The sequence below is a fragment of the Pseudomonas sp. 22490 genome (assembly GCF_052044465.1).
Lineage (GTDB): Bacteria > Pseudomonadota > Gammaproteobacteria > Pseudomonadales > Pseudomonadaceae > Pseudomonas > Pseudomonas aeruginosa.
In genome coordinates this window covers 144,537-166,166 of sequence record NZ_JBQENS010000012.1, presented here as the reverse complement: position 1 = coordinate 166,166, position 21,630 = coordinate 144,537, and the positions used below count along the sequence as shown (strand labels likewise).

At 67.0% G+C, this 21,630-nt stretch carries 23 protein-coding genes and 1 pseudogene; 15 read left to right on the top strand and 9 right to left on the bottom strand.

From position 1 onward, the window contains the following. Positions 1–32 precede the first annotated feature (32 nt). Entirely contained in the window at positions 33–944 is a 912-nt protein-coding gene (locus ACTJJX_RS15865) for a LysR family transcriptional regulator (RefSeq protein ID WP_003120586.1), read from the bottom strand. A gap of 134 nt (positions 945–1,078) precedes the next feature. On the opposite strand from ACTJJX_RS15865, the gene ACTJJX_RS15860 reads away from it, so the two are divergent. Next, on the top strand, positions 1,079–2,068 hold the full coding sequence (locus ACTJJX_RS15860) for an aldo/keto reductase (protein WP_003082273.1): 990 nt from the start codon (positions 1,079–1,081) through the stop codon (positions 2,066–2,068). Between the two features lie 94 nt (positions 2,069–2,162). Then, positions 2,163–2,750 (top strand): DUF4234 domain-containing protein, encoded by a 588-nt coding sequence (locus ACTJJX_RS15855; protein ID WP_003112490.1) that lies wholly within the window; start codon positions 2,163–2,165, stop codon positions 2,748–2,750. Positions 2,751–2,756: 6 nt separating this feature from the next. Here the strand turns inward: ACTJJX_RS15855 and ACTJJX_RS15850 are convergent, their stop codons facing one another. Further along, positions 2,757–3,509 (bottom strand): SIR2 family NAD-dependent protein deacylase, encoded by a 753-nt coding sequence (locus ACTJJX_RS15850; RefSeq protein WP_015648347.1) that lies wholly within the window; start codon positions 3,507–3,509, stop codon positions 2,757–2,759. A 13-nt stretch (positions 3,510–3,522) separates the two neighbouring features. Continuing rightward, positions 3,523–5,019: a dGTPase gene (gene dgt / locus ACTJJX_RS15845; RefSeq protein ID WP_015648346.1), complete on the bottom strand. Its 1,497-nt coding sequence runs from the start codon at positions 5,017–5,019 to the stop codon at positions 3,523–3,525. Between the two features lie 230 nt (positions 5,020–5,249). On the opposite strand from dgt, the gene ACTJJX_RS15840 reads away from it, so the two are divergent. Then, on the top strand, positions 5,250–5,570 hold the full coding sequence (locus tag ACTJJX_RS15840) for a DUF2025 family protein (protein ID WP_003082265.1): 321 nt from the start codon (positions 5,250–5,252) through the stop codon (positions 5,568–5,570). 132 nt (positions 5,571–5,702) lie between these two features. After that, positions 5,703–5,834 (top strand): hypothetical protein, encoded by a 132-nt coding sequence (locus ACTJJX_RS15835; RefSeq protein WP_003159768.1) that lies wholly within the window; start codon positions 5,703–5,705, stop codon positions 5,832–5,834. A gap of 33 nt (positions 5,835–5,867) precedes the next feature. Here the strand turns inward: ACTJJX_RS15835 and def are convergent, their stop codons facing one another. Continuing rightward, complete coding sequence (def, locus tag ACTJJX_RS15830; protein ID WP_015648345.1) at positions 5,868–6,407, bottom strand: peptide deformylase; 540 nt, start codon at positions 6,405–6,407, stop codon at positions 5,868–5,870. A gap of 209 nt (positions 6,408–6,616) precedes the next feature. On the opposite strand from def, the gene yfiR reads away from it, so the two are divergent. From yfiR to ACTJJX_RS15805, 5 genes are all read left to right on the top strand, one after another. Next, positions 6,617–7,189, top strand: a complete 573-nt coding sequence (gene yfiR / locus ACTJJX_RS15825; RefSeq protein WP_003082257.1) for a diguanylate cyclase inhibitor YfiR — start codon at positions 6,617–6,619, stop codon at positions 7,187–7,189. Beyond that, positions 7,189–8,496 carry a diguanylate cyclase TpbB gene (tpbB, locus tag ACTJJX_RS15820; protein ID WP_003082256.1) on the top strand — a complete coding sequence of 436 codons (1,308 nt, stop codon included), beginning with the start codon at positions 7,189–7,191 and terminating at the stop codon, positions 8,494–8,496. Before yfiR ends, tpbB begins: the two co-directional genes overlap by 1 nt. Next, a complete protein-coding gene (locus ACTJJX_RS15815; RefSeq protein ID WP_003082254.1) occupies positions 8,468–8,974 on the top strand; it encodes an OmpA family protein in 507 nt (168 codons plus the stop codon). Before tpbB ends, ACTJJX_RS15815 begins: the two co-directional genes overlap by 29 nt. Before the next feature lie 274 nt (positions 8,975–9,248). Continuing rightward, the gene (locus ACTJJX_RS15810; protein WP_003112496.1) at positions 9,249–9,803 is read left to right on the top strand and encodes a magnesium transporter; all 555 of its coding nucleotides are present in this window, start codon (positions 9,249–9,251) and stop codon (positions 9,801–9,803) included. Between the two features lie 106 nt (positions 9,804–9,909). Beyond that, positions 9,910–10,284 carry a hypothetical protein gene (locus ACTJJX_RS15805; protein ID WP_003082252.1) on the top strand — a complete coding sequence of 125 codons (375 nt, stop codon included), beginning with the start codon at positions 9,910–9,912 and terminating at the stop codon, positions 10,282–10,284. Positions 10,285–10,293: 9 nt separating this feature from the next. Here ACTJJX_RS15805 and ACTJJX_RS15800 read toward each other — a convergent pair whose 3' ends face one another. Continuing rightward, positions 10,294–11,133: a CvfB family protein gene (locus tag ACTJJX_RS15800; RefSeq protein ID WP_003082250.1), complete on the bottom strand. Its 840-nt coding sequence runs from the start codon at positions 11,131–11,133 to the stop codon at positions 10,294–10,296. 254 nt (positions 11,134–11,387) lie between these two features. Here ACTJJX_RS15800 and ACTJJX_RS15795 point away from each other — a divergent pair, with 254 nt between their 5' ends. Together ACTJJX_RS15795 and ACTJJX_RS15790 are read left to right on the top strand one after the other, a co-directional pair. After that, positions 11,388–13,712 carry an LTA synthase family protein gene (locus ACTJJX_RS15795; protein ID WP_003082248.1) on the top strand — a complete coding sequence of 775 codons (2,325 nt, stop codon included), beginning with the start codon at positions 11,388–11,390 and terminating at the stop codon, positions 13,710–13,712. Positions 13,713–13,815: 103 nt separating this feature from the next. Further along, complete coding sequence (locus ACTJJX_RS15790) at positions 13,816–14,151, top strand: lysozyme inhibitor LprI family protein (protein WP_003082246.1); 336 nt, start codon at positions 13,816–13,818, stop codon at positions 14,149–14,151. 2 nt (positions 14,152–14,153) lie between these two features. Here ACTJJX_RS15790 and hcuC read toward each other — a convergent pair. Next, positions 14,154–15,916: pseudogene (hcuC, locus tag ACTJJX_RS15785) on the bottom strand (hydrophobic compound transporter HcuC). Between the two features lie 472 nt (positions 15,917–16,388). On the opposite strand from hcuC, the gene ACTJJX_RS15780 reads away from it, so the two are divergent. After that, on the top strand, positions 16,389–16,580 hold the full coding sequence (locus ACTJJX_RS15780) for a hypothetical protein (protein ID WP_003109112.1): 192 nt from the start codon (positions 16,389–16,391) through the stop codon (positions 16,578–16,580). Between the two features lie 100 nt (positions 16,581–16,680). Then, positions 16,681–16,902, top strand: a complete 222-nt coding sequence (locus ACTJJX_RS15775; RefSeq protein ID WP_003082243.1) for a VF530 family DNA-binding protein — start codon at positions 16,681–16,683, stop codon at positions 16,900–16,902. 3 nt (positions 16,903–16,905) lie between these two features. Here ACTJJX_RS15775 and hcuB read toward each other — a convergent pair whose 3' ends face one another. Beyond that, complete coding sequence (gene hcuB, locus ACTJJX_RS15770) at positions 16,906–18,054, bottom strand: hydrophobic compound transporter HcuB (protein WP_016851888.1); 1,149 nt, start codon at positions 18,052–18,054, stop codon at positions 16,906–16,908. A 92-nt stretch (positions 18,055–18,146) separates the two neighbouring features. Next, a complete protein-coding gene (hcuA, locus tag ACTJJX_RS15765) occupies positions 18,147–18,770 on the bottom strand; it encodes a hydrophobic compound transporter HcuA (RefSeq protein ID WP_003082239.1) in 624 nt (207 codons plus the stop codon). Positions 18,771–18,882: 112 nt separating this feature from the next. On the opposite strand from hcuA, the gene ACTJJX_RS15760 reads away from it, so the two are divergent. Then, a complete protein-coding gene (locus ACTJJX_RS15760; protein ID WP_016851889.1) occupies positions 18,883–19,593 on the top strand; it encodes an rRNA pseudouridine synthase in 711 nt (236 codons plus the stop codon). Between the two features lie 4 nt (positions 19,594–19,597). On the opposite strand, the gene ACTJJX_RS15755 is transcribed toward ACTJJX_RS15760, so the two are convergent. Beyond that, positions 19,598–20,377, bottom strand: a complete 780-nt coding sequence (locus ACTJJX_RS15755; protein ID WP_003082235.1) for an AraC family transcriptional regulator — start codon at positions 20,375–20,377, stop codon at positions 19,598–19,600. An 89-nt stretch (positions 20,378–20,466) separates the two neighbouring features. On the opposite strand from ACTJJX_RS15755, the gene ACTJJX_RS15750 reads away from it, so the two are divergent. Then, a complete protein-coding gene (locus ACTJJX_RS15750) occupies positions 20,467–21,624 on the top strand; it encodes a multidrug effflux MFS transporter (RefSeq protein WP_003082230.1) in 1,158 nt (385 codons plus the stop codon). Positions 21,625–21,630: the final 6 nt, after the last annotated feature.

Below are 21,630 nucleotides of genomic sequence, written 5' to 3'. Positions count from 1 at the left end.
GGGCTCCTTGCAAGGTTTGGCGGGAGGACGATTCAGGCACGCCCCAGCCAGTCGCCGCGGATCATTTCCATCAGTTGGCGCAAGCCGGGTTGCGGCTGGCGTCGGCTCGGATAATAGAGGCAGAACGGCGCGCCCATCGAGGTCCAGTCGGGCAATACCAGTTGCAGCCGGCCGCTACGCAGCTCCTCGGCGATTCCCACTTCCAGGCAGTAGGCCAGGCCAATGCCGTCCAGGGCCGCGGCGACCGCCGTATTGCTTTCGTTGACGCTGAAAGGGCCGGGCACGTCGACCTCGACCATCCGCTCGCCGTCGCCCAGTTCCCATTTGTAGAACGAGTTGTCGCCCAGGCGCATGCGGATGCAGGCGTGCCGCAACAGGTCGTCCGGCCGCTGGGGCACGCCGTGGCGCGCCAGGTAATCGGGCGACGCGGCCACCACCCAGCGCAGCTCCCCGGTCAATGGCACCGCGACCATGTCCTGGGGCACCGTGCCGCCGTAACGGATGCCGGCGTCGTAGCCGTCGGCGACGATGTCGACCATGCGGTCCTCCACCGAAAGTTCCAGTTGCAGGTCCGGATATGCCTCGGTGAAGCGCCTGAGGACCGGCCCCAGCAGCAGCCGCGAGGCATCGCGCGGCACGTTCAGGCGCAGCCGGCCCACCGGCGAGGTGCGATAGGCATCGAGCTCGCCGAGCGCCTCGCCGATCACCTGGAAACCATCCTCCAGCTTGGCCGCCAGCGCGCTACCGGCATCGGTCGGCACCACCGAACGGCTGGTACGGTTGAGCAGCTTCACCCCGAGCCGCGCCTCGAGATTGCGCATGCTGTGGCTCAGCGCCGAGGTACTGACACCCAGCTCCTGGGCTGAGTGACGGAAGCTGCGGCGCCGGACGATGGTCATGAAGACGTTCAGGTCGGCGAGTTCGGAACGGGTGAAAGCCGGCATTCCAGGGCTCCTGGCAGTTCTCGGAGGTCAATGCAGCATTGAGCCACATTCAATCTCGGGTGATCTAGAGTAATCGCTCCGTGCCGCCGAGCGCATTGCCGGCAAGCGTTTTCCCGATCTGCAGGAGTATTTCCATGAGCGTTGAAAGCATTCGCATCGAGGGTATCGACACGCCGGTCTCGCGCATCGGCCTCGGCACCTGGGCCATCGGCGGCTGGATGTGGGGCGGCGCTGACGACGCGACGTCGGTGGAAACCATCCGGCGTGCGGTGGAATCCGGGATCAACCTGATCGACACCGCGCCGGTCTATGGCTTCGGCCATTCCGAAGAGGTCGTCGGCAAGGCCTTGCAGGGCCTGCGCGACAAGGCGGTGATCGCCACCAAGGCGGCGCTGGAGTGGAGCGACGCGGGCATCCACCGCAACGCCTCCGCCGCACGCATCCGCCGGGAGGTCGAGGACTCGCTGCGGCGGCTGAAGACCGATCGTATCGACCTGTACCAGATTCACTGGCCGGACCCGCTGGTGGCGCACGAGGAAACCGCCGGCGAACTGGAGCGCCTGCGCCGCGACGGCAAGATCCTCGCCATCGGCGTGAGCAACTATTCGCCGGAACAGATGGACGGGTTCCGCCAGTTCGCTCCGCTGGCCAGCGTGCAGCCACCCTACAACCTGTTCGAGCGCGCCATCGACGCCGACGTGCTGCCCTACGCCGAGCGTAACGGCATCGTCGTGCTGGCCTACGGAGCGCTGTGCCGCGGCCTGCTTTCCGGACGGATGAACGCCGAGACCCGCTTCGATGGCGACGACCTGCGCAAGTCCGACCCGAAGTTCCAGCAGCCCCGCTTCGCCCAGTACCTGGCAGCGGTCGCGCAACTGGAGGAACTGGCTCGCGAGCGCTATGGCAAGTCGGTGCTGGCCCTGGCCATCCGCTGGATTCTCGATCGCGGCCCTACGGTGGCGCTGTGGGGGGCGCGCAAGCCGGAGCAGTTGAACGGCATCGCCGACGCCTTCGGCTGGCGCCTGGACGACGAGGCCATGGCCCGCATCGAGCGGATCCTCGCCGAGACCATCCAGGATCCGGTCGGTCCCGAGTTCATGGCGCCGCCCAGCCGCAACGCCTGATCGGACGGCCGGGGCGGCAACGCCCCTGGCCGCTGGCCTGACGGAGCGGCGGAAGGCAAAATGGCGGTTTTTCTCAAGGACTGCCGGATCAGTTATGGAAAACGTCTACAAGACCCCGGAAGCGCCCCTGGTGGAAACCCGCGGCGCGAAGCGGGCGCATTTCTTCGTCACTTCCCTGGGCAAGATGAGCGTGCTCTTCCTCGTCACCCTGGGGCTCTACGGCGTGTACTGGATGTACAAGCACTGGAAGGCCCAGCAACCGCAGATGGAGCGGCGGATCAGCCCGGTATGGCGGGCGATCTTCGGCATCTTCTTTTTCCACGCCCTCGCCCGGCGGATCCACCAGGCCCTGCCGGAAGAGCGCCAGGCACTATGGAGCCCGAGCGAGGATGCGACCTGGGCGGTGCTGCTGACGGTCGCGGCGAACCTGATCAGCCACCTCACCGACGTGGTCCCCGCGCTGGAGCCCTACTCGCTGCCCTCGCTCCTGCTGCTGCTCACGCCGCTGATCCCGATGCGCAACATCCAGCGCCAGGCCAACCTCGCCAGCGGCGACCCGCAGGGCACGGGCAACGCCGGCTATTCGGGCTACAACCTGCTGTTCATCGTGCTCGGCGCGCTCTACTGGCTGCTGATCCTGATCGGTTCCGCGGTGATCCTCTTCGGCTCGTCCCAGGGCTGAGCCGCCTCAGCCGGGAAACGCCCGGCGCAACAGTTCGGGCAGCACCTCGCCAGCCGGACCGACGAGACAGTGTTCGCGCGGATGGCGGGTGCGCACCGGTTGCGGGTTCACATGCACGACGCTGGCACCGTGCTCCAGCGCCAGTCCGGGTATCCGCGCCGCCGGCTGCACCACGCCGGAAGTGCCGACGCTGAGCAACAGGTCGCACTCGCAGGCCGCGGCGAAAGCCTCGCGCAGCGCCGCCTCGGGCAGCGCCTCGCCGAACCAGACCACGCCCGGCCGGACCTGTCCGCCGCAGGCCGGACAACGCGGCGGCTCGATCCGTCGTCCCTCTTCCGGCTCGACCGAATCGGGCAAGGCGTCCCGGTAGGCTGCCACGCAGATCGCGCAACGCGGCGCGTGCAGGCTGCCATGCAGGTGAAGGACGTCGCGGCTGCCGGCGCGTTCATGCAGGTCGTCGACGTTCTGGGTGACCAGCCGGGTGCCGGCGATCCGTCCGCTCAACGCGGCGATCGCCCGGTGCGCGGGATTCGGCTGGACACCCAGCACCTTCAGGCGGCGCCACTCGTACCAGCCCCAGACCAGCGCGGGATCGTCGGCGAAGGCCGCGGGCGTGGCCAGGGCCGCCGGATCGTAGCGCGCCCAGAGACCGCCAAGGGCATCGCGGAAGGTGGGAATCCCGCTTTCCGCCGACACCCCGGCGCCCGTGAAGATCACCAGGCGGCGGGCGCCGGCGAGCAGTTCGACGACAGCGCGCATCTCGCTCCTCCGCTTACAGCGCGGACAACGCGCGGTATTCGTCCTGGGCATGCTGGTCGGTCATGCCGCTGACGAAATCCTGGAGCATGCGGCAGCGGTGGTAGAACTCCCACTGCCGCTGCAACGGGTCCTCCGCCACACCTTTCATGGCCTCCAGGTAAGCCTTGATCTGCTGGCTCGGCAGGCGCCGAACCAGCAGTTGCGGATGCGGCGCGGCGGCCTGGCGACCTTCGGCGAGGGCCTGGAACTCCTCGGCCGGCAGGCGCAGCAGCGGCGCGTAGAAATCCAGCAGGCCCTGGATGATGCGGTAGCCCTGCAATTCCAGGGTTTCCACCTCCGGATGGCAGAACACCCATTCCATGGCCACGTCCTTGAACGTCTGGACGATGGCGTGCGGCAGGCTGCCGTCCTCCATCAGCGCGCGGCCGAGGGTGCCGGCATGAACCGCTTCGAGGTTGTCGATGAACTGCTGGGCGGCGTGCTGGACCAGCGGGTGGATCATTTTCACCCGCAGGCGGATGAAGAATTCGCTGACCTTGTTGATCGGCTCCCGCTCGGCCTTTTCCAGCGAGTAGTCGACCATCCGCTGGAAGCTCATGTTGTCCGCGTCGCCGGGAATCGGCGCGTCCGGCGAATGGTGGACGGCAAACTTCTTCACCAGCAGATCCGCCAATTGACGGATGTCGAGGATGCCTTTTTCCACCGAGTCTTCGATATCGGCCAGGCAATAGGAGATATCGTCGGCCGCTTCCATGATGTAGGCCACAGGGTGGCGAGTGCCCGGGCGCATGCCGAGGACTCGGCGCAGTTCGTCGACGAAGGCTTCCTCGGAAAGATAGAAGCCCGGCTTCTTGTTCAGGTAGTGGTTCGCCGCCGCCTTGTCCGGCTTCGGCTCGTAGGCCGGACGCACGTACTTGAGCAGGCCGGCGGTCTGCGTGTAGGTGAGGTTCAGGCGCAGCAGCTTCACCACCAGGCGGATGGCCTGGGCGTTGCCTTCGAAATGCTTGAGGTCGGTGAGCATGCGCTGCTGCAACAGGCCGTCGCCCTGGCCCGGCGGTACGCGGCGCTCGAACAGGGCGTCGAGATTGCGTTCGAACCAATCGTTGATGGCGTACTCGCCGAAATGACCGAACGGCGGATTGCCGACGTCGTGCATCAGGCAGGCCATTTCCACCAGGCTTTCCAGCGCGCCTTCCAGCCCGTCCAGGCCGACCTCCGCGGCACGCGGGCCCAGTTGGCGGAACAGCGTGCGGACGATGAAACGCCCGGTCTGCTGCACTTCCAGGGAATGGGTCAGGCGGCTGCGCACCGCCGCGTTGCGCTCCAGCGGGAAGACCTGGGTCTTCTGCTGCAAGCGACGCACGGCGGCGGAATTGACGATGCGCCCGCGGTCGCTTTCCAACTGGTAGACGATGTCTTGCAGATCGGTATTCCCGGCATGTCCGTAGGTTTCCCTGTCATGCGGACGCTGGCGGGATATCCGCTCCTTGAAATCCACGGCCCCTGGCATCTGGCGCTGTTCTCCACTCGGTCGGCTGCGAACCCCGAGCCTAGCGCGTGGCGGCGGTTTAACCAAGGTCGCGACAATCCGTCCCACTACCGTTCGCGATCCGCCCTCTTCCCCGGGCGGCGGCAACTGGCAGAATACCCCGCTCGGCACCAGCGATCCCCGCCGCAGAACGGGGGCGCCGCCGATCATGCGTGCGCCCAGAGAAACAGGAACGTTCAGGGAGGTTCCGCATGAGCATCACATCCACCGACATCTGCCAGGCCGCCGATGCCCTCAAGGGGTTCGTCGGTTTCAACCGCAAGACCGGCCGCTACATCGTGCGTTTCAGCGAAGACTCCTTCGGCATGGACGTAGCCGACGACAGCATCACGCCCACCAGCGAGTTCGTCTGGAGTTCGGTACGCGACGACGTCATGCGCCTGGGCCGCGAGCAGTTGCAGATCCTGCTGGAACAGAACATCAACGAACGACTGAACATCGGCGAGCCGCTACTGGTCTATCTGCGCCGCCAGGACCTGCCGGAAATCACCGCACAACGCCAGTTGCGCTGAGCGCCGTCGATCGCCGCCCGCGCCGGGCGCTGCGCCACGCATTATGCTGGAAGCGTCCGCCGCCGTCCGGCGCCGCGGACGCCATCGGCCATCCGGCGCGCCACGCAGGTGCTGCGTGGGGAGGTGAACGCCATGAGCAAGGGACTGAACGCGAAGAAGGAAACTCGTAGGAAACCGCTGAAAACCGCCCAGGAGAAACGCCTGGCGAAACGAGCGAAAAAACACGCTCCAGCGGTGCCGCTCGGCACCCCATCGCGGAGCTGAGCCAGGCCGGAGCAGAGCCGCAGGCGCAACCGCTCAATCGTCCGCGGCGGGGTCTAGGTCGGGGAACAGCACCTCGGTGAAGCCGAACTTGCTGAAGTCGGTGATTCGCGAGGGATACAGGCGGCCGATCAGGTGGTCGCACTCGTGCTGCACCACCCGCGCATGGAACCCTTCGACGCTGCGGTCGATCGGCTGTCCCTGCGGGTCCAGGCCCTGGTAGCGGATGCACCGATGGCGCGATACCGCGCCGCGCAACCCCGGCACCGACAGGCAGCCCTCCCAGCCCTCTTCCATCTCGTCGTCCAGCGGGGTGATCCGCGGGTTCAGCAGGATGGTCGGCGGCACGGCCGGGGCGTCCGGATAGCGCTCGCTGCGCTCGAAACCGAAGATCACCAGCTGCAGGTCGACGCCGATCTGCGGCGCGGCCAGCCCTACCCCGCCGACGTGATGCATGGTTTCGAACATGTCGTCGATCAGCCGTTGCAGCTCCTCGCTGCCGAACAGTTCGGACGGCACCGGCTGCGCGATGCGCAACAGGCGCTCGTCACCCATCTTGAGGATTTCCCGGATCATGCCGCCCCCTGATAAAGGTCAGTAACGCCCTACATGCTCAGCCAGAAAACCAGACAGGACAAGACGCAAAGCGCTTCCATCTCCGGCAATTGCGCCATTGATTTGACACCGAACGGCTTTCTTTCCCGGCACATCCGGTAATATTCGCCGCACACCGACTACACTGGCCAGTCGTGCCACCCCGCTACGTTTTCCTGGAGGAAACCTTTTTGCCTTCGTTGCCCACCTTGCAGCCCCTCGACCTCTACAGGCGCACCCTGGCCTGCCTGGTCCTGGCGGTTTCCTGCCTGGGCGGCGGAGGCCTGTGGGCGGACGACGCACGGACGTCGGTCGAGCAACGCAGCAATGCGGTCAGCCAGGTTCTGCTGGGCATATTCAGCTACGTGCGCTGGCCGAAGGAGCCGGCGGTCCTGCAACTCTGCGTGGTCGGACCGACCGAGTACGCCGACGGCCTGCTCCGCGGCATGGTGCAGGCCAATGGCAGGCGCGTGCATGCGGAACGCCGCGCGGTGGACAACCCGGACCTCGGCACGCTCTGCAACGTGATCTACCTCGGAGTGGTCGACGAGCGCGAGCGCCAGCAGGTGTTCCGCAGCCTGGCCGGGCATCCGGTCCTGTCCATCAGCGAGCGTGGCACCGAATGCAGCGTCGGCAGCATGTTCTGCCTCAACGTCGGCGGTCCGCGCATCACCTTCGAGGCCAATCTCGACTCCATCGCCCGCAGCGGCGTACGCGTGCACCCGAGCGTATTGAAACTGGCAAGGCGGCAGGCCACTCCGTGATGAACCGTCGTCGTCGCTATACGGGTTCCAATCCATCGCTGCGCCGGGTGCTCTATCGCGCGCACCTGGGCGTGGCGCTGGTCGCGGTATTCACCGCCGGGCTGGCGGTGACCCTGGTCGGCCTGCTGACCCTGCGCGCCTATGCCGACCCCAACCAGCAACTGATCGCCCGTTCCATCAGCTATACCGTCGAAGCCGCGGTGGTCTTCGGCGATGCCCAGGCCGCCGAGGAGTCCCTGGCGCTGATCGCCTCCAGCGAAGAGGTCTCCAGCGCCATCGTCTACGACCGCCAGGGACAGACCCTGGCCAGTTGGCATCGGGAAAGCACCGGGCCGCTGCACCTGCTGGAACAGCAACTGGCGCACTGGCTGCTCAGCGCGCCGACCGAACAACCGATCCTGCACGACGGCCAGAAGATCGGTTCGGTGGAGGTGAAGGGCTCCGGCGGCAGCCTGCTGCGCTTCCTGCTCACCGGTTTCGCCGGCATGGTCCTGTGCCTGCTGCTTACCGCCCTGGGCGCCTTCTACCTGTCGCGGCGGCTGGTACGCGGTATCGTCGGCCCGCTCGACCAACTGGCGAAGGTCGCGCATACCGTGCGCCGCGAACGGGATTTCGAGAAGCGCGTACCGGAAGCCGGCATCGCCGAGCTGAGCCAACTGGGCGAGGACTTCAACGCCCTGCTCGACGAACTCGAATCCTGGCAGGCGCGCCTGCAGGACGAGAACGCCTCGCTGGCGCACCAGGCCCACCACGACAGCCTGACCAGCCTGCCCAACCGCGCCTTCTTCGAAGGCCGCCTGAGCCGGGCGCTGCGCGATGCCAACGAGCATCGCGAGCAATTGGCGGTGCTGTTCATCGACAGCGACCGCTTCAAAGAGATCAACGACCGCCTCGGCCATGCCGCCGGCGACACCGTGCTGGTCAACATCGCCATGCGCATCCGTGGGCAGTTGCGCGAAAGCGACCTGGTGGCGCGCCTGGGCGGCGACGAATTCGCCGTCCTGCTCGCACCGCTGGCGTCCGGCGCCGACGCCCTGCGCATCGCCGACAACATCATCGCCAGCATGCAGGCGCCGATCCGGCTCAGCGACGGCAGCACGGTGAGTACCTCGCTGACCATCGGCATCGCCCTCTATCCCGAGCATGCGGATACCCCGGCGGCGCTGCTCCACGACGCCGACATGGCGATGTACATCGCCAAGCGCCAGGCCCGCGGCAGCCGGCGCCTGGCGGAACTCAACGACCCCCGCATCCTTCAGGAAGAAAAGGAGATAGACAGTGCTACCCCAGAGGCTCCACCCAAGTAGATTGCTTGCCCTCGCCCTGTTCAGCCTTGTGCTGGGCCTGGCCGGTTGCCAGACCAAGCCGCCGCAGACCGGCCTGAGCGCCGAGCAGATCGCCGTGCTCCAGGAGCAGGGCTTCGAACTCCGCGACGAAGGCTGGGAGTTCGGCATGTCGAGCAAGGTGCTGTTCGGCAACAATCTAGACCGTCTCAATCCCGACAGCCGCAACACCCTGACCAAGATCGCCCGCGCCCTGCTCGCGGTAGACATCGACAAGGTCCGCCTGGAAGGCCACACCGACAACTACGGCGACGAAGGCTACAATCAAAAGCTCTCCGAACGGCGCGCCGAATCGGTGGCCGCGGTATTCCGCGAAGCCGGCATGCCGGCGGCCAACATCGAGGTCCGCGGCCTTGGCATGAGCAAGCCGGTGGCCGATAACAAGACCCGCGCCGGCCGCAGCGAGAACCGCCGCGTCGCCATCATCGTTCCCGCCGAGTAATCCTGCGCTCGCGGGCTGCGTACGGCCCACCCGTACCTGGCCCGTCCATCGCCCGGCCCCGCCACTACCCCGCTTCCGGCCTATGTTGAAGGAAGAAGCCAGCAGACCGGCGTACCGGCCGCCGCTGCCGCGGATGCTAGACTGAATGCTGCGCAAGAAACCGACAATCCCGGCCGACCTGCCGCTTGCGGGTGCTCCGGGATTCACCGACAGGGGGTATCGACCTTTGCCTGTTCGCCCAAGGAACAGGCCGTCAGACGATGGGAGGCATGCCATGAACCGGCATTACTACATCAGCGACAACCTCGACGAGCTGGAACGGCTCGAAGCCGAACTGGAAGCCAGCGGCATCGCCACCGAGCAGATCCACGTCCTCAGCGAAAAGGACGCGGAGACCGGCCAGCGCCATCTGCACGAAGTCTCTCCGTTCATGAAGAAGGATGTGGTCCGCTCCGGCCGTGTCGGCCTGCTGGTCGGCCTCGTCCTGGCCATCGTCGCCGTGGCCTTCGCCTATGCCAGCGGCTGGACGGAAACCGCCGCCGGCTGGATTCCGGTGATCTTCCTCGGCGCCATGCTCTGCGCGTTCTGCCTGTGGGAAGGCAGCTTCTTCGGCCTGCAGCGCACCAACCGCGCCTTCCGTCCCTTCGAAGAACGCCTGCACCAGGGGCAGCACCTGTTCTTCGTCGATGTGAAGAACGCCCAGGAGCCGATCCTGGTCAACGTGGTCAGCCACCACCCGCGCCTGCAGGACGCCGGCACCGGCCCCGCGGTCTCTCCGCTGCTGCTGGGCTGGCAGCAACGCTGGCGGCAGTTCCGGCGGATGGTCTGAGCGGCGGGGCCTGCGCACCGCGCAGGTCCTGCGGCGTCCCTCCGGCTGCTAGAATATCCGGCTACCCGCCCGCCATCCCGGCCGGCGCGGCCCGTCAGGAAACTCCATGAAACTCGATAAAGCGGCAGCCATCGCACAGCTCAACCAGGCCTTGGGCATGTCCGTGCTGGATGCCGGCAACACCCTGCTCGCCCGCTTCAACAAGAGCAAGAACGTCTGGTGGTTCGATATTCCGCTCAGCCAACTGAAGGCCGGCAAGTTCCTCAACCTGCTGCTGGCGAACCCGGCCGGCGATGCAGTGGAGCACCTGAAGGTGCCCACCGGTTTCCTTCGCCAGCAGCAGGACAGCCTGGAACTGCGCGACAAGAACGCCCGCCGGCCGACCCTCAGCCTGGAGCTGAGCGCGGACCCCGGCAAGCGCCTGCGCGACGTCCGCCCCGGCGGCGCTGGCCTGGACTTCGCCCCGTTCCTCCAGCCCTGAGCGGAAACCTCAGCGCGGCAGTTCGATGCGTTCCGGGTGGATCAGGATCAGGCCTTTCTTGTAGAGGCCGCCGATGGCCTTCTTGAAGGTCCCCTTGCTGACCCCGAAGAGCCGGTGGATATCTTCCGGCGAACTCTTGTCGCTGAGCGGCAGGCTGCCGCCGGCCTCCAGCAGCCGGGCGAGAATCTGCTGGCTCAGCTCGACGGCGGCCTCGGCGCCGACCGGCTGCAGGCTCAGGGCGATCTTGCCGTCCGCGCGCAATTCCTTGATGTAGCCCTGTTCGCGCATGCCGCTGCGGAGGAACTTGAACGCCTCGTTCTTGTGGATCAGGCCCCAGTGCTTGCCCTCGATGATCGCCTTGAAGCCCATCTCGGTACGCTCCACCACCAGCAGGTCGACCGCCTGGCCGACGCTGTAGCGCGGCGGCAGGTTGTCCAGCTGGCGGTCCAGGCGTGCGGTGGCGGTGATGCGGTTGGTGCGCTTGTCCAGGTAGACGTAGACCACGCAGTAGTCGCCGACCTGCAACGGACGCTTCTCTTCCGAATGCGGCAGCAGCAGGTCCTTGGGCAGGCCCCAGTCGAGGAACAGGCCGATCCGGTTGATCTCCACGACCTTCAGGCTGGCGAAACCGCCGACCTGGACCTTGGGCGTCTGGGTGGTGGCGATCAGGCGGTCGTCGCTGTCTAGGTAGATGAACACGTTGAGCCAGTCGCCCACTTCGCTGGGCTGGTCCTTCGGCACATAGCGCTTGGGCAGGAGGATCTCGCCGTGCTGGGTACCATCGAGATAGAGCCCGAACTCCGTGTGCTTGACCACCTGCAGTGAATTGAAACGCCCGATGACCGCCATGTTGTCTCCCCCTGTCGAAGGGGCGGCATTCTACCGGGCGCCACGCATGCGGGCGGAAGTTTTTGCCGGTACGCCGACGCCGCTCATCGCCTTGCCGGCCATTCGCGCCGAAACATCCTGAACCACGCGGACATTTCCCAAATGCCGACTGTCTACTGGCAGTAAGCACAACGATGTTTCAAAATCGTGAACCCTAAAGACTTTTTTGGAACATCCTTATCAAGGATTCTCGCTGCCGCTCATCAGGAGTTCCTGTGCGTCCACTCAGCCGTTGGCTCTCATCTTGCGGCTCGCTTCTGGCGCTGGCCGCGCTGTTCCTGGTCGTTCCCCTCGCCGGCCGCTACTGGCTCGGCTGGTCGACGCCGTTCGGCTATCTCTCGGACCTGGCCCTCGGCAGCCTGCTGGTGCTGCTCCTGCATCGACGCTCCCTGTGGTTCGCGCTCCCGGTCATGCTGCTCTGGTGCCTGTTCCTGATCGGCAATGCCGAACTGGTCGGCGCGGTCGGGCGCATGCCGGAACCTTCCGACCTCAAGTACCTGCTGGATCCGCAGTTCGTCAGCAGCTCCACCCAGGGCGGCGGCCTCGCCCACCTGCCACTGGCGCTCGGCCTCGGTGGCGCGACATTGCTTTGCGTGCTGCTCTGGCGTCGCCGCGGTCCGCGCCTGCCGCGCTATGCCTACGCGCTGCCGGCGGCGTTCCTGGCGGCGCATGTCGGCCTGCAATACCTGCGTCCGAGCGACGCCGACCAATGGCAGCAGTACAACCTGCCGCACAAGCTGCTGGCCAGCGCGCTCAGCAGTGGCCAACTGGCGGTCGAAGACTGGCTCGCCGACGACCGTCCGGACACCCCGCCGGACGTCGCCGGGCTCAACCAGCTCGACCTTTCCGGAACGCCGCTGCTGGCCGGCGGAGGGCGCGCGCGCAACGTCCTGATCGTGGCCATGGAGGGAATCCCCGGCGCGTATATCGCCGCCAACCGCGCCGCCATCAACAGCAGCTACCACGAAGCGCCGATGCCCAGGCTGAGTGGCTGGGCCGAACGGGCGATGACCACCCCGGACTACGTGCTGCACAGCCACCAGACCATCCGCGGCCTCTACGCCATGCTCTGCGGCGACTACAGCAAGCTCGACTCGGGCACGCCGAAGGGCGTCGAGCTGCTGAACAACCCGGCCCGGGCCAGGGAGTGCTTGCCCGCCCAGCTGCGCCAGCACGGTTTCAGCACGCACTTCCTGCAGGGTGCCGGCCTGCGCTTCATGGCCAAGGACAAGGTCATGCCGCAGATGGGCTTCGACAAGACCCTCGGGCGCGACTGGTTCCGCAACACGTCCTACCTGGAGTTTCCCTGGGGCATGGACGACAAGGCCTTCTTCGAGGGCGCCGCGACCTACGTGAAGCAGCTGCGCCAGCAGAAGAAACCCTGGATGCTGACCCTGCTCACCGTCGGCACCCACCAGCCCTACTCGGCGCCTGCCGACTACCTGGCCCGCTACCCGAGCGCCAAGCAGGCCGCGGTGGCCTATCTCGACGACGCGATCGACGCCTTCCTCGCCGACCTGGAGAAACAGGGCGTGTTGCGCGACACCCTGGTGGTGCTCACTTCCGACGAATCCCACGGTGTCGACCAGGTGCGCCTCGCCTCGGCCTGGGGCTTCAACCTGGTGCTGGCACCGGAACAGGCGGCGCTGCCGCCGATCAAGAGCGGCGTCTACGGCCACGTCGACCTCGCCGCGTCCGTCCTCGACTATTTCGGCTACCGCGTGCCGGCGGGGATTTCCGGGCGCTCGCTGTTCCGCGACTACGCCAGCGGCCGCGAAATGATGTCCTACACCAACGGCATGCTGCGCCACCACGACGGCAAGGACACCTTCGTCGAATGCGATTTCCAGCAGGTCTGCCGGCGCTACCGCAGCGAGGGCTTCATCGCCGACGAAGCCGAGTTCCTCGGTCGCTTCAGCGGTCGCCAGGCACGCCTGGTCAGCCAGCGCGCCGCCGTCCTCGACCACTCCGTGCAACAGGCCGGCCAGTTGGGCCAGGAGTTCCAGTTCGCCACCCACGAACGCATCCGCCTGAAGCCGGAAACCCACAACGACTGGACCGACAACCTGATCGGCGCGCAATACCTGGAGATGCCGAAGAACAGCAGGACCACGGTCACCCTGAAGATCCGCGCCTTGCAGATGGACCGCAACGGCGCCCGGGTGACGCTGAAGACCAAGGAGTTCGAACGCGACGTTCCCATACCGGTACCGGACATCCCGCGCCTGCTCAAAGGCAAGCCGCTGGACATGAGCTTCACCTTCGACAACCCGGAAGCGCGCAAGGCCTTCTCCTTCCACTTGCTCGCCGAGGGCCGCGGGATCATCGAGATCAGCGACTTCCACGTGGTCACGGCGGCCAACCCGGAACCCGTGGAAAGCCGCAGCCAGGTCGCCGAAGCGGCGAAGGAACAGCCGCTGCTGAGCACCCTGAAAAGCCTGTTCGCCAACCGCCCCGAAACCGAGGAAGCGGAACGCGCGGACGCCCCTCGGGAGCGCACCGTCATCCCCGAGCAGAAGGCCCTGATCCTTTCGCACTGACCGCGCCGGAGCGGCCCACCCGGCCGCCGCGCGCTCCCCGCTGAACCCAGCGCCGTCGCGGGCGTCGAAGATTCGCAAGCAACCAGGCGAAACGGAGAACGGCATGAAGCACCTGGCATTCCTCGCCCTCGGCGGACTCCTGCTGGCGCCCCTGGCCGAAGCGGCCAGCTTCGATTGCGAAAAGGCTGAGCGAGCGGACGAAAAGGCCATCTGCGCGAACCGGGCGCTGAACGACAAGGACGTCGAGATGAGCGTCAAGTACCACTTCCTCCGCGGCCTGTTCGCCATGGGCGGCCGCGGCGCCATGCAGGACCGGCAGCAGGACTGGCTGCGCCAGCGCCGGCGCTGCGGTGGCGACACCGACTGCCTCTCCCGCGCCTACGCGCAGCGTATCGACGAGCTGGACAAGCAGTACGCGGGCATCGACAAGCCGCTCTGAAGCTAGCGTCCGCCGGCAGCGAACTGCAGTTCCGCCAGGCGCGCATAGAGCGGGTTCTCGGCGATCAGCCGGGCATGGCTACCAATGGCCACCAGCCGCCCCTGGTCGATCACCGCGATGCGGTCGGCGCTCTGTACCGTGGCCAGGCGATGGGCGATCACCAGGGTGGTACGTCCGCTCATCAGGCCTGGCAGGGCCTGCTGGATCAGGTGCTCGCTTTCCGCATCCAGGGCGCTGGTCGCCTCGTCGAGCAGCAGCACCGGCGCGTCTACCAGCAACGCCCGGGCGATCGCCAGGCGCTGGCGCTGGCCGCCTGACAGGCCGATGCCGCCCTCGCCCAGGTGGGTGGCGTAGCCCTGCGGCAGACCCAGGATGAACTCGTGGGCATGCGCGGCACGCGCTGCGGCCTCGACCTCGGCGGCGCTGGCATGCGGACGGCCGTAGCGGATGTTTTCCTCGACGCTGCCGAAGAACAGCGCGGGGTTCTGCGACACCAGGGCAAAGCTGCGGCGCAAGTCGGCCGGGTCCAGTTCGACGATCGGCTGTCCGTCCAGCAGCAGCCGTCCCTGCTGCGGATCGAAGAAACGCAGGAGCAGATCGAACAGGGTCGACTTGCCGGCGCCGGAAGGTCCGACCAGGGCCAGGGTTTCCCCCGGTTCGACGGCCAGGCTGATGTCGTCGATGGCCCAGTGTTCGGGACGGGTCGGATAGGCGAAGCGCACCGCCTGCAATTCGATCCTCCCGCTCACCCGTGCCGCCAGCTTGCGTGGTTGCGCTGGCGAGCGGATCTCGCTGCGCGCCCTGAGCAGCTCGGCGATGCGCTCTGCGGCGCCGGCGGCGCGCTGCAATTCGCCGATCACCTCGCTGAGGGTGCCGAAGGCCATACCGACGATCAGGCTGTAGAAGACGAACGCGGCCAGTTCGCCGGCCGAGATGCTGCCGGCGATCACGTCGCGGCCGCCGACCCAGAGCATGACGCCGACCGCGCCGAGCACCAGCACGATCACCACGGTGATCAGCCAGGCGCGCTGGGCGATGCGCTTGCGCGCGGTGTCGAAGGCGCGTTCGACGGTGCCGGCGAAGCGCTGGCGATCCTGCGCCTGGTGGTTGTAGGCCTGCACGGTCTTGATCTGACCGAGGGTTTCACCGACGTAGCTGCCGACGTCGGCCACCCGGTCCTGGCTTTCCCGCGACAGGCTGCGCACGCGGCGGCCGAACAGCAGGATCGGGGCGATCACCAGCGGCAACGCCAGCACCACGATGCTGGTCAGCTTGGCGTTGGTGACGACAGCAGCACCCCGCCGACCAGCATCAGGGCATTGCGCAGGGCCATCGACAGCGAGGAACCGATCACCGTCTGCAGCAGCGTAGTGTCGGCGGTCAGGCGCGACTGGATCTCGGAGCTACGGTTGGTTTCGTAGAAACCGGGATGCAACTCGATCAGGTGGTCGAACACGCGCTTGCGGATATCGGCGACGAAGCGCTCGCCGATCCAGGACACCAGGTAGAAGCGCACGAAGGTGCCCACGGCCAGGCCGAGCACCAGCACGAAGAACAGCAGGATGTAGCGATTGAGCAATTCGGGCGAGGCGGTGAGGAACCCCTGGTCCACCAGCAGGCGGATGCCCTGGCCCAGGGACAGGGTGATCGCCGCGGTGAACAGCAACGCCACCAGGGCCCCGAGCATGCGCCAGCGGTAAGGCGCCATGAAGCGCCAGGCCAGGCGCAGGGCGATACGTTGGCGGGAGGAGAGAATGGCTGGCATGCGGCGCTCGCTCGGCAGCTGGGGTTCCGCAGGTTAGCACCGGGAACGCAGCGAGGCGATGCATGCCCCGGCCGGCAGCGCGATGATATCGACGTATATATCCGGGCAACTTAGCCGATAACTAATCGTGAACTTTTCATTATTCTCGATATAGGTGAGATAGAGGCCCGGAGAACTTTCTCGCATCAACTAATGCAAACATTGGAATTCATGCCGGGATGCGCGAAGGGAGTTATCCACCTGGCGGTATCCTGCGTCGCCCGGGATCGGCGGAACATCCAGCCGCGGAGACCTCGAGCAGTTCGCCGCCGGATCGCCAATGCCGCAGCGCCTCGCTCGGGTATTGCCTAACGGACTTTATAGAAAACAGCAGGTTACGTCCGAAATCTGATCGACAATATTCAAGATGAAATAAAACGCCGCTTCGGTTATAATGAACGGCCATATTTAATGCAGAGACAGGTCCCCGGATATGGCCATCATGAAGAAAACCGTCGCGCCGAAAGCCGCCAAGCCGGCTCCCGCGGTCGAAACCCGCGAGTCCATCGAAGCGCAGGTCGCCGCCTTCCTCCAGGCCGGCGGCGAGATCCAGAAGATCGCCAAGGGCGTCAGCGGCCAGGTCTACGGCCCGTCGCGGCAGATCACCATCAGCAAGAAGCGCTGATCGCCCGCCCCTCGCCGGGGACTACGAAGGGGATGGCAGGCCGGCACGCAGATGTGCCACGCTCCATCCCCTTTTTCATTGCCTGAATCCCGAGCCCTTCATGCCTGGCCATCCCGATCCACTGCACGGCGTCACCCTGGAAAAACTGCTCACCGAACTGGTCGCCCACCACGGCTGGGCGGAGCTTGGCAAACGGGTCGACATTCGTTGTTTCAGGAACGACCCGAGCATCAAGTCCAGCCTCGCCTTCCTGCGCAAGACGCCCTGGGCCCGGGAAAAGGTCGAGGCGCTCTACGTCCAGCTCAAGCGCAACCAAGGCTGAAGGCTAGCGCGCCAACCCCAGGCGCAGCAATTGCCCGTCCTTCTGGTCGGTGAGCAGGTAGAGATAGCCGTCCGGGCCCTGCCGCACGTCGCGGATGCGCACCCCGAGATCGCCCAGCAGGCGCTCTTCGTGGACGATCCGGTCGCCATCCAGTTGCAGGCGGATCAGTTCCTGCGTCGCCAGCGCGCCGATGAACAAATTATGCTGCCAGGCCGGGAAGCGCTGCGCATCGTAGAACGCCATGCCGCTGATCGCCGGCGACTTCTCCCAGACATGGTGCGGCGCCTCGGTACCTTCGACGGCCTTGCCCCTGGCTTCGGGGATCGGCAGCAGGGTGTAGTTGATTCCATGGGTCGCCAGCGGCCAGCCGTAGTTCCCGCCGGCCTGGGGTATGTTGATCTCGTCGCCGCCGCGCGGGCCGTGCTCGTGGGTCCAGAGCCGGCCGGTCCAGGGATTCAGCGCGGCGCCCTGCTGGTTGCGGTGGCCATAGCTCCAGATCTCCGGCCGCGCGTCGGCACGGCCGACGAAGGGATTGTCCTTGGGAACGCCGCCGTCCGGATACAGGCGGACGATCTTGCCCTGCAACTTGTCCAGGTCCTGCGAGGTGCTGCGCTGGTTGTTCTCGCCGAGGGCGATGAACAGGTGGCCCTTGCCGTCGAAGACCAGGCGCGAGCCGAAGTGATGGCCGCTGGAAAGCTTCGGCAACTGCCGGAAGATCACGTGGAAGCCCTCCAGCCGTCGCTTGTCCGCCGATAACCGGCCACGTCCCGCCGCCGTTCCGGCGCGGCCGTCCTCGCCGGCCTCGGCATAGGTCAGGTAGACCAGCCGGTCCTCGGCGAACCCCGGCGACAAGGCGACGTCGAGCAGTCCCCCCTGGCCGCTGGCGAAGACCCTGGGTACGCCTTCCAGCGGCGCCGACAACTGTCCCTCGGGACTGACGAAACGCAAGCTGCCGGGCCGCTCGGTGACCAACATGCCCTGGTTGTCCGGCAGGAAGGCGACGGCCCAGGGATAGGCCAGACCGCCAACCACCGGGGTGACCTCGACGGCGCCCAGCTCGCTGTCGTGGCGACCGGCGTCCACCGCCTCGGCCGACGGGGCGAGCAGCGCGACGGCGCTCAGCAGGATGGCATTCAAAGACAGGCCCGGCATGCGTTCTCTCCTTCCCCAAGCGAAAAACACCACTCTAGTCGCAGATCCGCCGCGCCTGGCGGTCCGCACACGGGCTGTAACAAACCCGCCCCTCAAAGCAAGGCGACCATTTCCTTGAGGGTCACCGCCCAGGTGCCCTTGGCATTGATATAGCGATACCCGAACCGGGAACCATGCGCCTCGCTGGTGATCACCGCGTTCCAGGCCTGCCCGCGCGGCAGGTCGTGGGCCGGGTCGAGGAGCAGGAAGGCGCGCTCGCTCATGCCGATGGCCAGGCCCCAGTGGCGGATATCGCTGCCCTTGCGGCCGTGGAAACCGAGCACTACCGGAAAGCCGGCCTCCAGGTATTCGCGGGTGTGCCGGACCAACCTGCGCCCCTCGCCCTTGAGGGCGAAATGCTCGGTATCGTTGATCTCGGCCAGCAGCTCCAGCAGGTCGACGCCGGTGGTGCCGACGCGCAGCAGCGGGCCGTGCTGGTCCAGCGCCTTCATCAGGCGCCCGTAGCGACTGCGACTGTCGACCCGCTCCAGGCCCTTGGCCTGGCGCCGGCGCAGTTGGCCGCGGACCAGCATCGCCATGACCAGGCAGTAGGGCCCGCAGGCGCCGTCCATGTCGCCCTGGCGCAGATGGACCTTGTCGCCATGGACGTTGCACAGGCCGCCGCTGCCATCCTCGTCCAGGTCCCATTCCAGGCCATCGATCAGGCGTGACTGCATGAGGGTCTCCTCTCCGGTTCCTTAAGTTGGGACCGAGCGGGCGCCGAATCATTCCTCGGCGCCCATCGCCACAACGAGTAAACTGGCGGTCTTTCATTCCAGTAGCCTCGCCATGACCGACCCGATTCGCCTGTCCAAACGCCTCGCCGAACTCACCGCCTGCTCGCGCCGCGAAGCCGAGCTGTACATCGAGGGCGGCTGGGTCAGCGTCGACGGCGAAGTGATCGAGGAGCCACAGTTCAAGGTGCTCGACCAGCGCGTGGAGCTGCTGCCGGGCGCCCGCGCGGAAACGATTGAACCGGCCACCCTGCTGTTGCACAAGCCGGCCGGCTGGCGCCACGACGATTTCGAAGGCCTGCTCGCTGCGGGGCGGCGCTGGAGCGATGACCCCAGTCCCTTGCGAGCGCTGAAAAAACACTTCGCCCGCCAGCGTCCCACCCTTGCGCTGGACAGCGAGGCTTCGGGGCTGGTGGTATTCAGCCAGCAGCACAGCGTACTGCGCAAGCTGGTGGACGACGGTGCACGGCTGGAGCAGGAATACCTGGTCGAGGTCGCCGGCGACCTGGCCGCCGGCGGCCTCGAGCGCCTGCGCCACGGCCTCGCCTACCAGGGCCGCAGGCTATCGCCGTGCAAGGTCAGTTGGCAGAACGAAAGCCACCTGCGCTTCGCCCTCAAAGACGTGCTGCCCGGCCAGTTGCGCTTCATGTGCGAAAGCGAGGGGCTGGAAGTGCGGAGCATCCGCCGCCTGCGCATCGGCGCGCTGTCGCTGGCCAGGCTACCGCTCGGCGAATGGCGCTACCTCGGCCTCCACGAACGCTTCTGAGCGCTCATTCGAGGCCACGCAGGGCGCGCCCCGGCGACTGCCCGCAGACCCGCCGGTACATGGCGATGAACGCGCTGTCGCTGGCGTAGCCCAGGGCGTGGGCGACCTCGGTCACCGAGCGGCCTTCGGCCAGGCGCCTCCGCGCTTCGAACAAGCGCGCCTGGGTTCGCCAGCGGGAGAAACCCAGGCCGGTCTGCTCGGTGAACAGACGCGCCAGGGTCCGCCCGCTGGCGCCGACCTCACGTCCCCACGCCTCGATGCTCCAGTCCAGCGCGGGTTGCGCCAGCAGCGCCTCGGCCACCTTCAGCGCCCGCGCATCGCGCGGCATCGGCAGGCTCGCGGCGTGTGCCGGCGCGCTCGCCAGTTCATCGAACAGTGCGCGCAACAGCGTCAGGTGCGGCCCTTCCAATTGCAAGTCGGCTGCCCAGCCGGTCATGCGCAGGATCAGTTCGCGCATTAGCGGCCCGACTTCGAGGACCTGGACGCTGTCCGGCAGCTCGGCGAACGCCGAGGGTTCGAAGTACAGGCTACGGTAGGCGAAGCGCCCGTGCAGGACCGTGCGATGCGGCACGCCGGCCGGCAGCCAGGCGGCCTGGAGCGGCGTCAATTGGCAAATGCGCTCGGCGAAATACAGCGTGACGCTACCGGCCGCCATGTACAGCAACTGCGCGCGCCGGTGGCAATGCCAGTCGCTGCGGTGGCCGGTGCTGTCGACCTCGAGGCCGACCACCGGGCAGCGGGCGAGATCGGGATCCTCGACCCGTTCGTAGGGATAGCGCGGCACCTTGTCCTCTTCGCGATGTTTTCCGTCCTGACCGCAGCATTCTGCCAGGCGCAGGCGGCCTAGGCTTGGCTCTTTTTTCCGGAGCCATCATGCCTGACCGTCCTCGCCCTCCCCTGCTGCTGGTGCTCGCCCTGCTAGCCCTGCCGCAAGTCGCCGAAACCATCCTTTCCCCCGCGCTGCCGGCCCTGGCCAGCCACTGGCGACTGGACGACGCTACCAGCCAGTGGACCATGGCGCTGTTCTTCGTCGGTTTCGCCCCCGGCATCTGGCTCTGGGGCTGGCTGGCCGACCGCCTCGGCCGGCGCCCGGCTCTGCTCGGCGGGCTCGGCCTGGCGGCCCTGGCGACCTTCGGTGCCTGGGCCAGTACCGACTATTCCTACCTGCTTGCCTGTCGCCTGGTCCAGGGCCTCGGCCTGGCGACCTGCTCGGTGACGGTGCAGGCCAGCCTGCGCGATGTGCTGCAAGGCCCGGCGTTGATGAGCTATTTCGTCACGCTCGGCGCGGTGCTGGCCTGGTCGCCGGCAGTCGGCCCCCTCGGCGGCCAGTGGCTGGCCGACCTCGGCGGGCACCCGGCGGTGTTCGCCACCCTGGCGGTGCTGCTCGCCTCGCTGGCGGCGCTGGTCGTCCCGGCCTGGCCGGAAACCCGTCCGCTGCTGGCGGGCACGCCCGAGCCCGCGACCCTGGCGATCTTCCGACGGGTCCTGGCCGACCGCCCGCTACAAACGCGCGCACTGCTGGTGGCGGTGCTCAATGTGCTGGTGTTCTCCTTCTACGCCGCCGGGCCGTTCATGGTCGGCGACCTGCCCGGCCTGGGCTTCGGCTGGATCGGCCTGGCCATCGCCATTGCCGGGAGCCTCGGCGCCTTGCTCAACCGACGCCTGCCGCGCACCTGGAACAGCGCTCGCCGGGTACGCCTGGGCCTAGCGCTGGCGGCCGCCGGCGCGACAGCGCAGACGCTGTTGGCCGCCGTCGGATACGCCGAAGGCCTGTACTGGGCGCTGCCAGCCCTGCCGATCTTCATCGGCTTCGGCGTGGCGATTCCCAACCTGCTGGGTCCAGCGCTGCACGCCTACGACGATTGCCGGGGACGCGCCGGAGCCCTGTTCGGGCTCGCCTACTACCTGCTGATCGGCCTCGGACTGGGCGCGTCCACCCTGCTACCGTTCGACCGTCCCTGGCCGCTGGCCGCGTACTGGAGCCTGCTGGGCCTGGTCGCACTGCTGCTGGCCAGGCGGCTGCCGGAATGAAAGCGG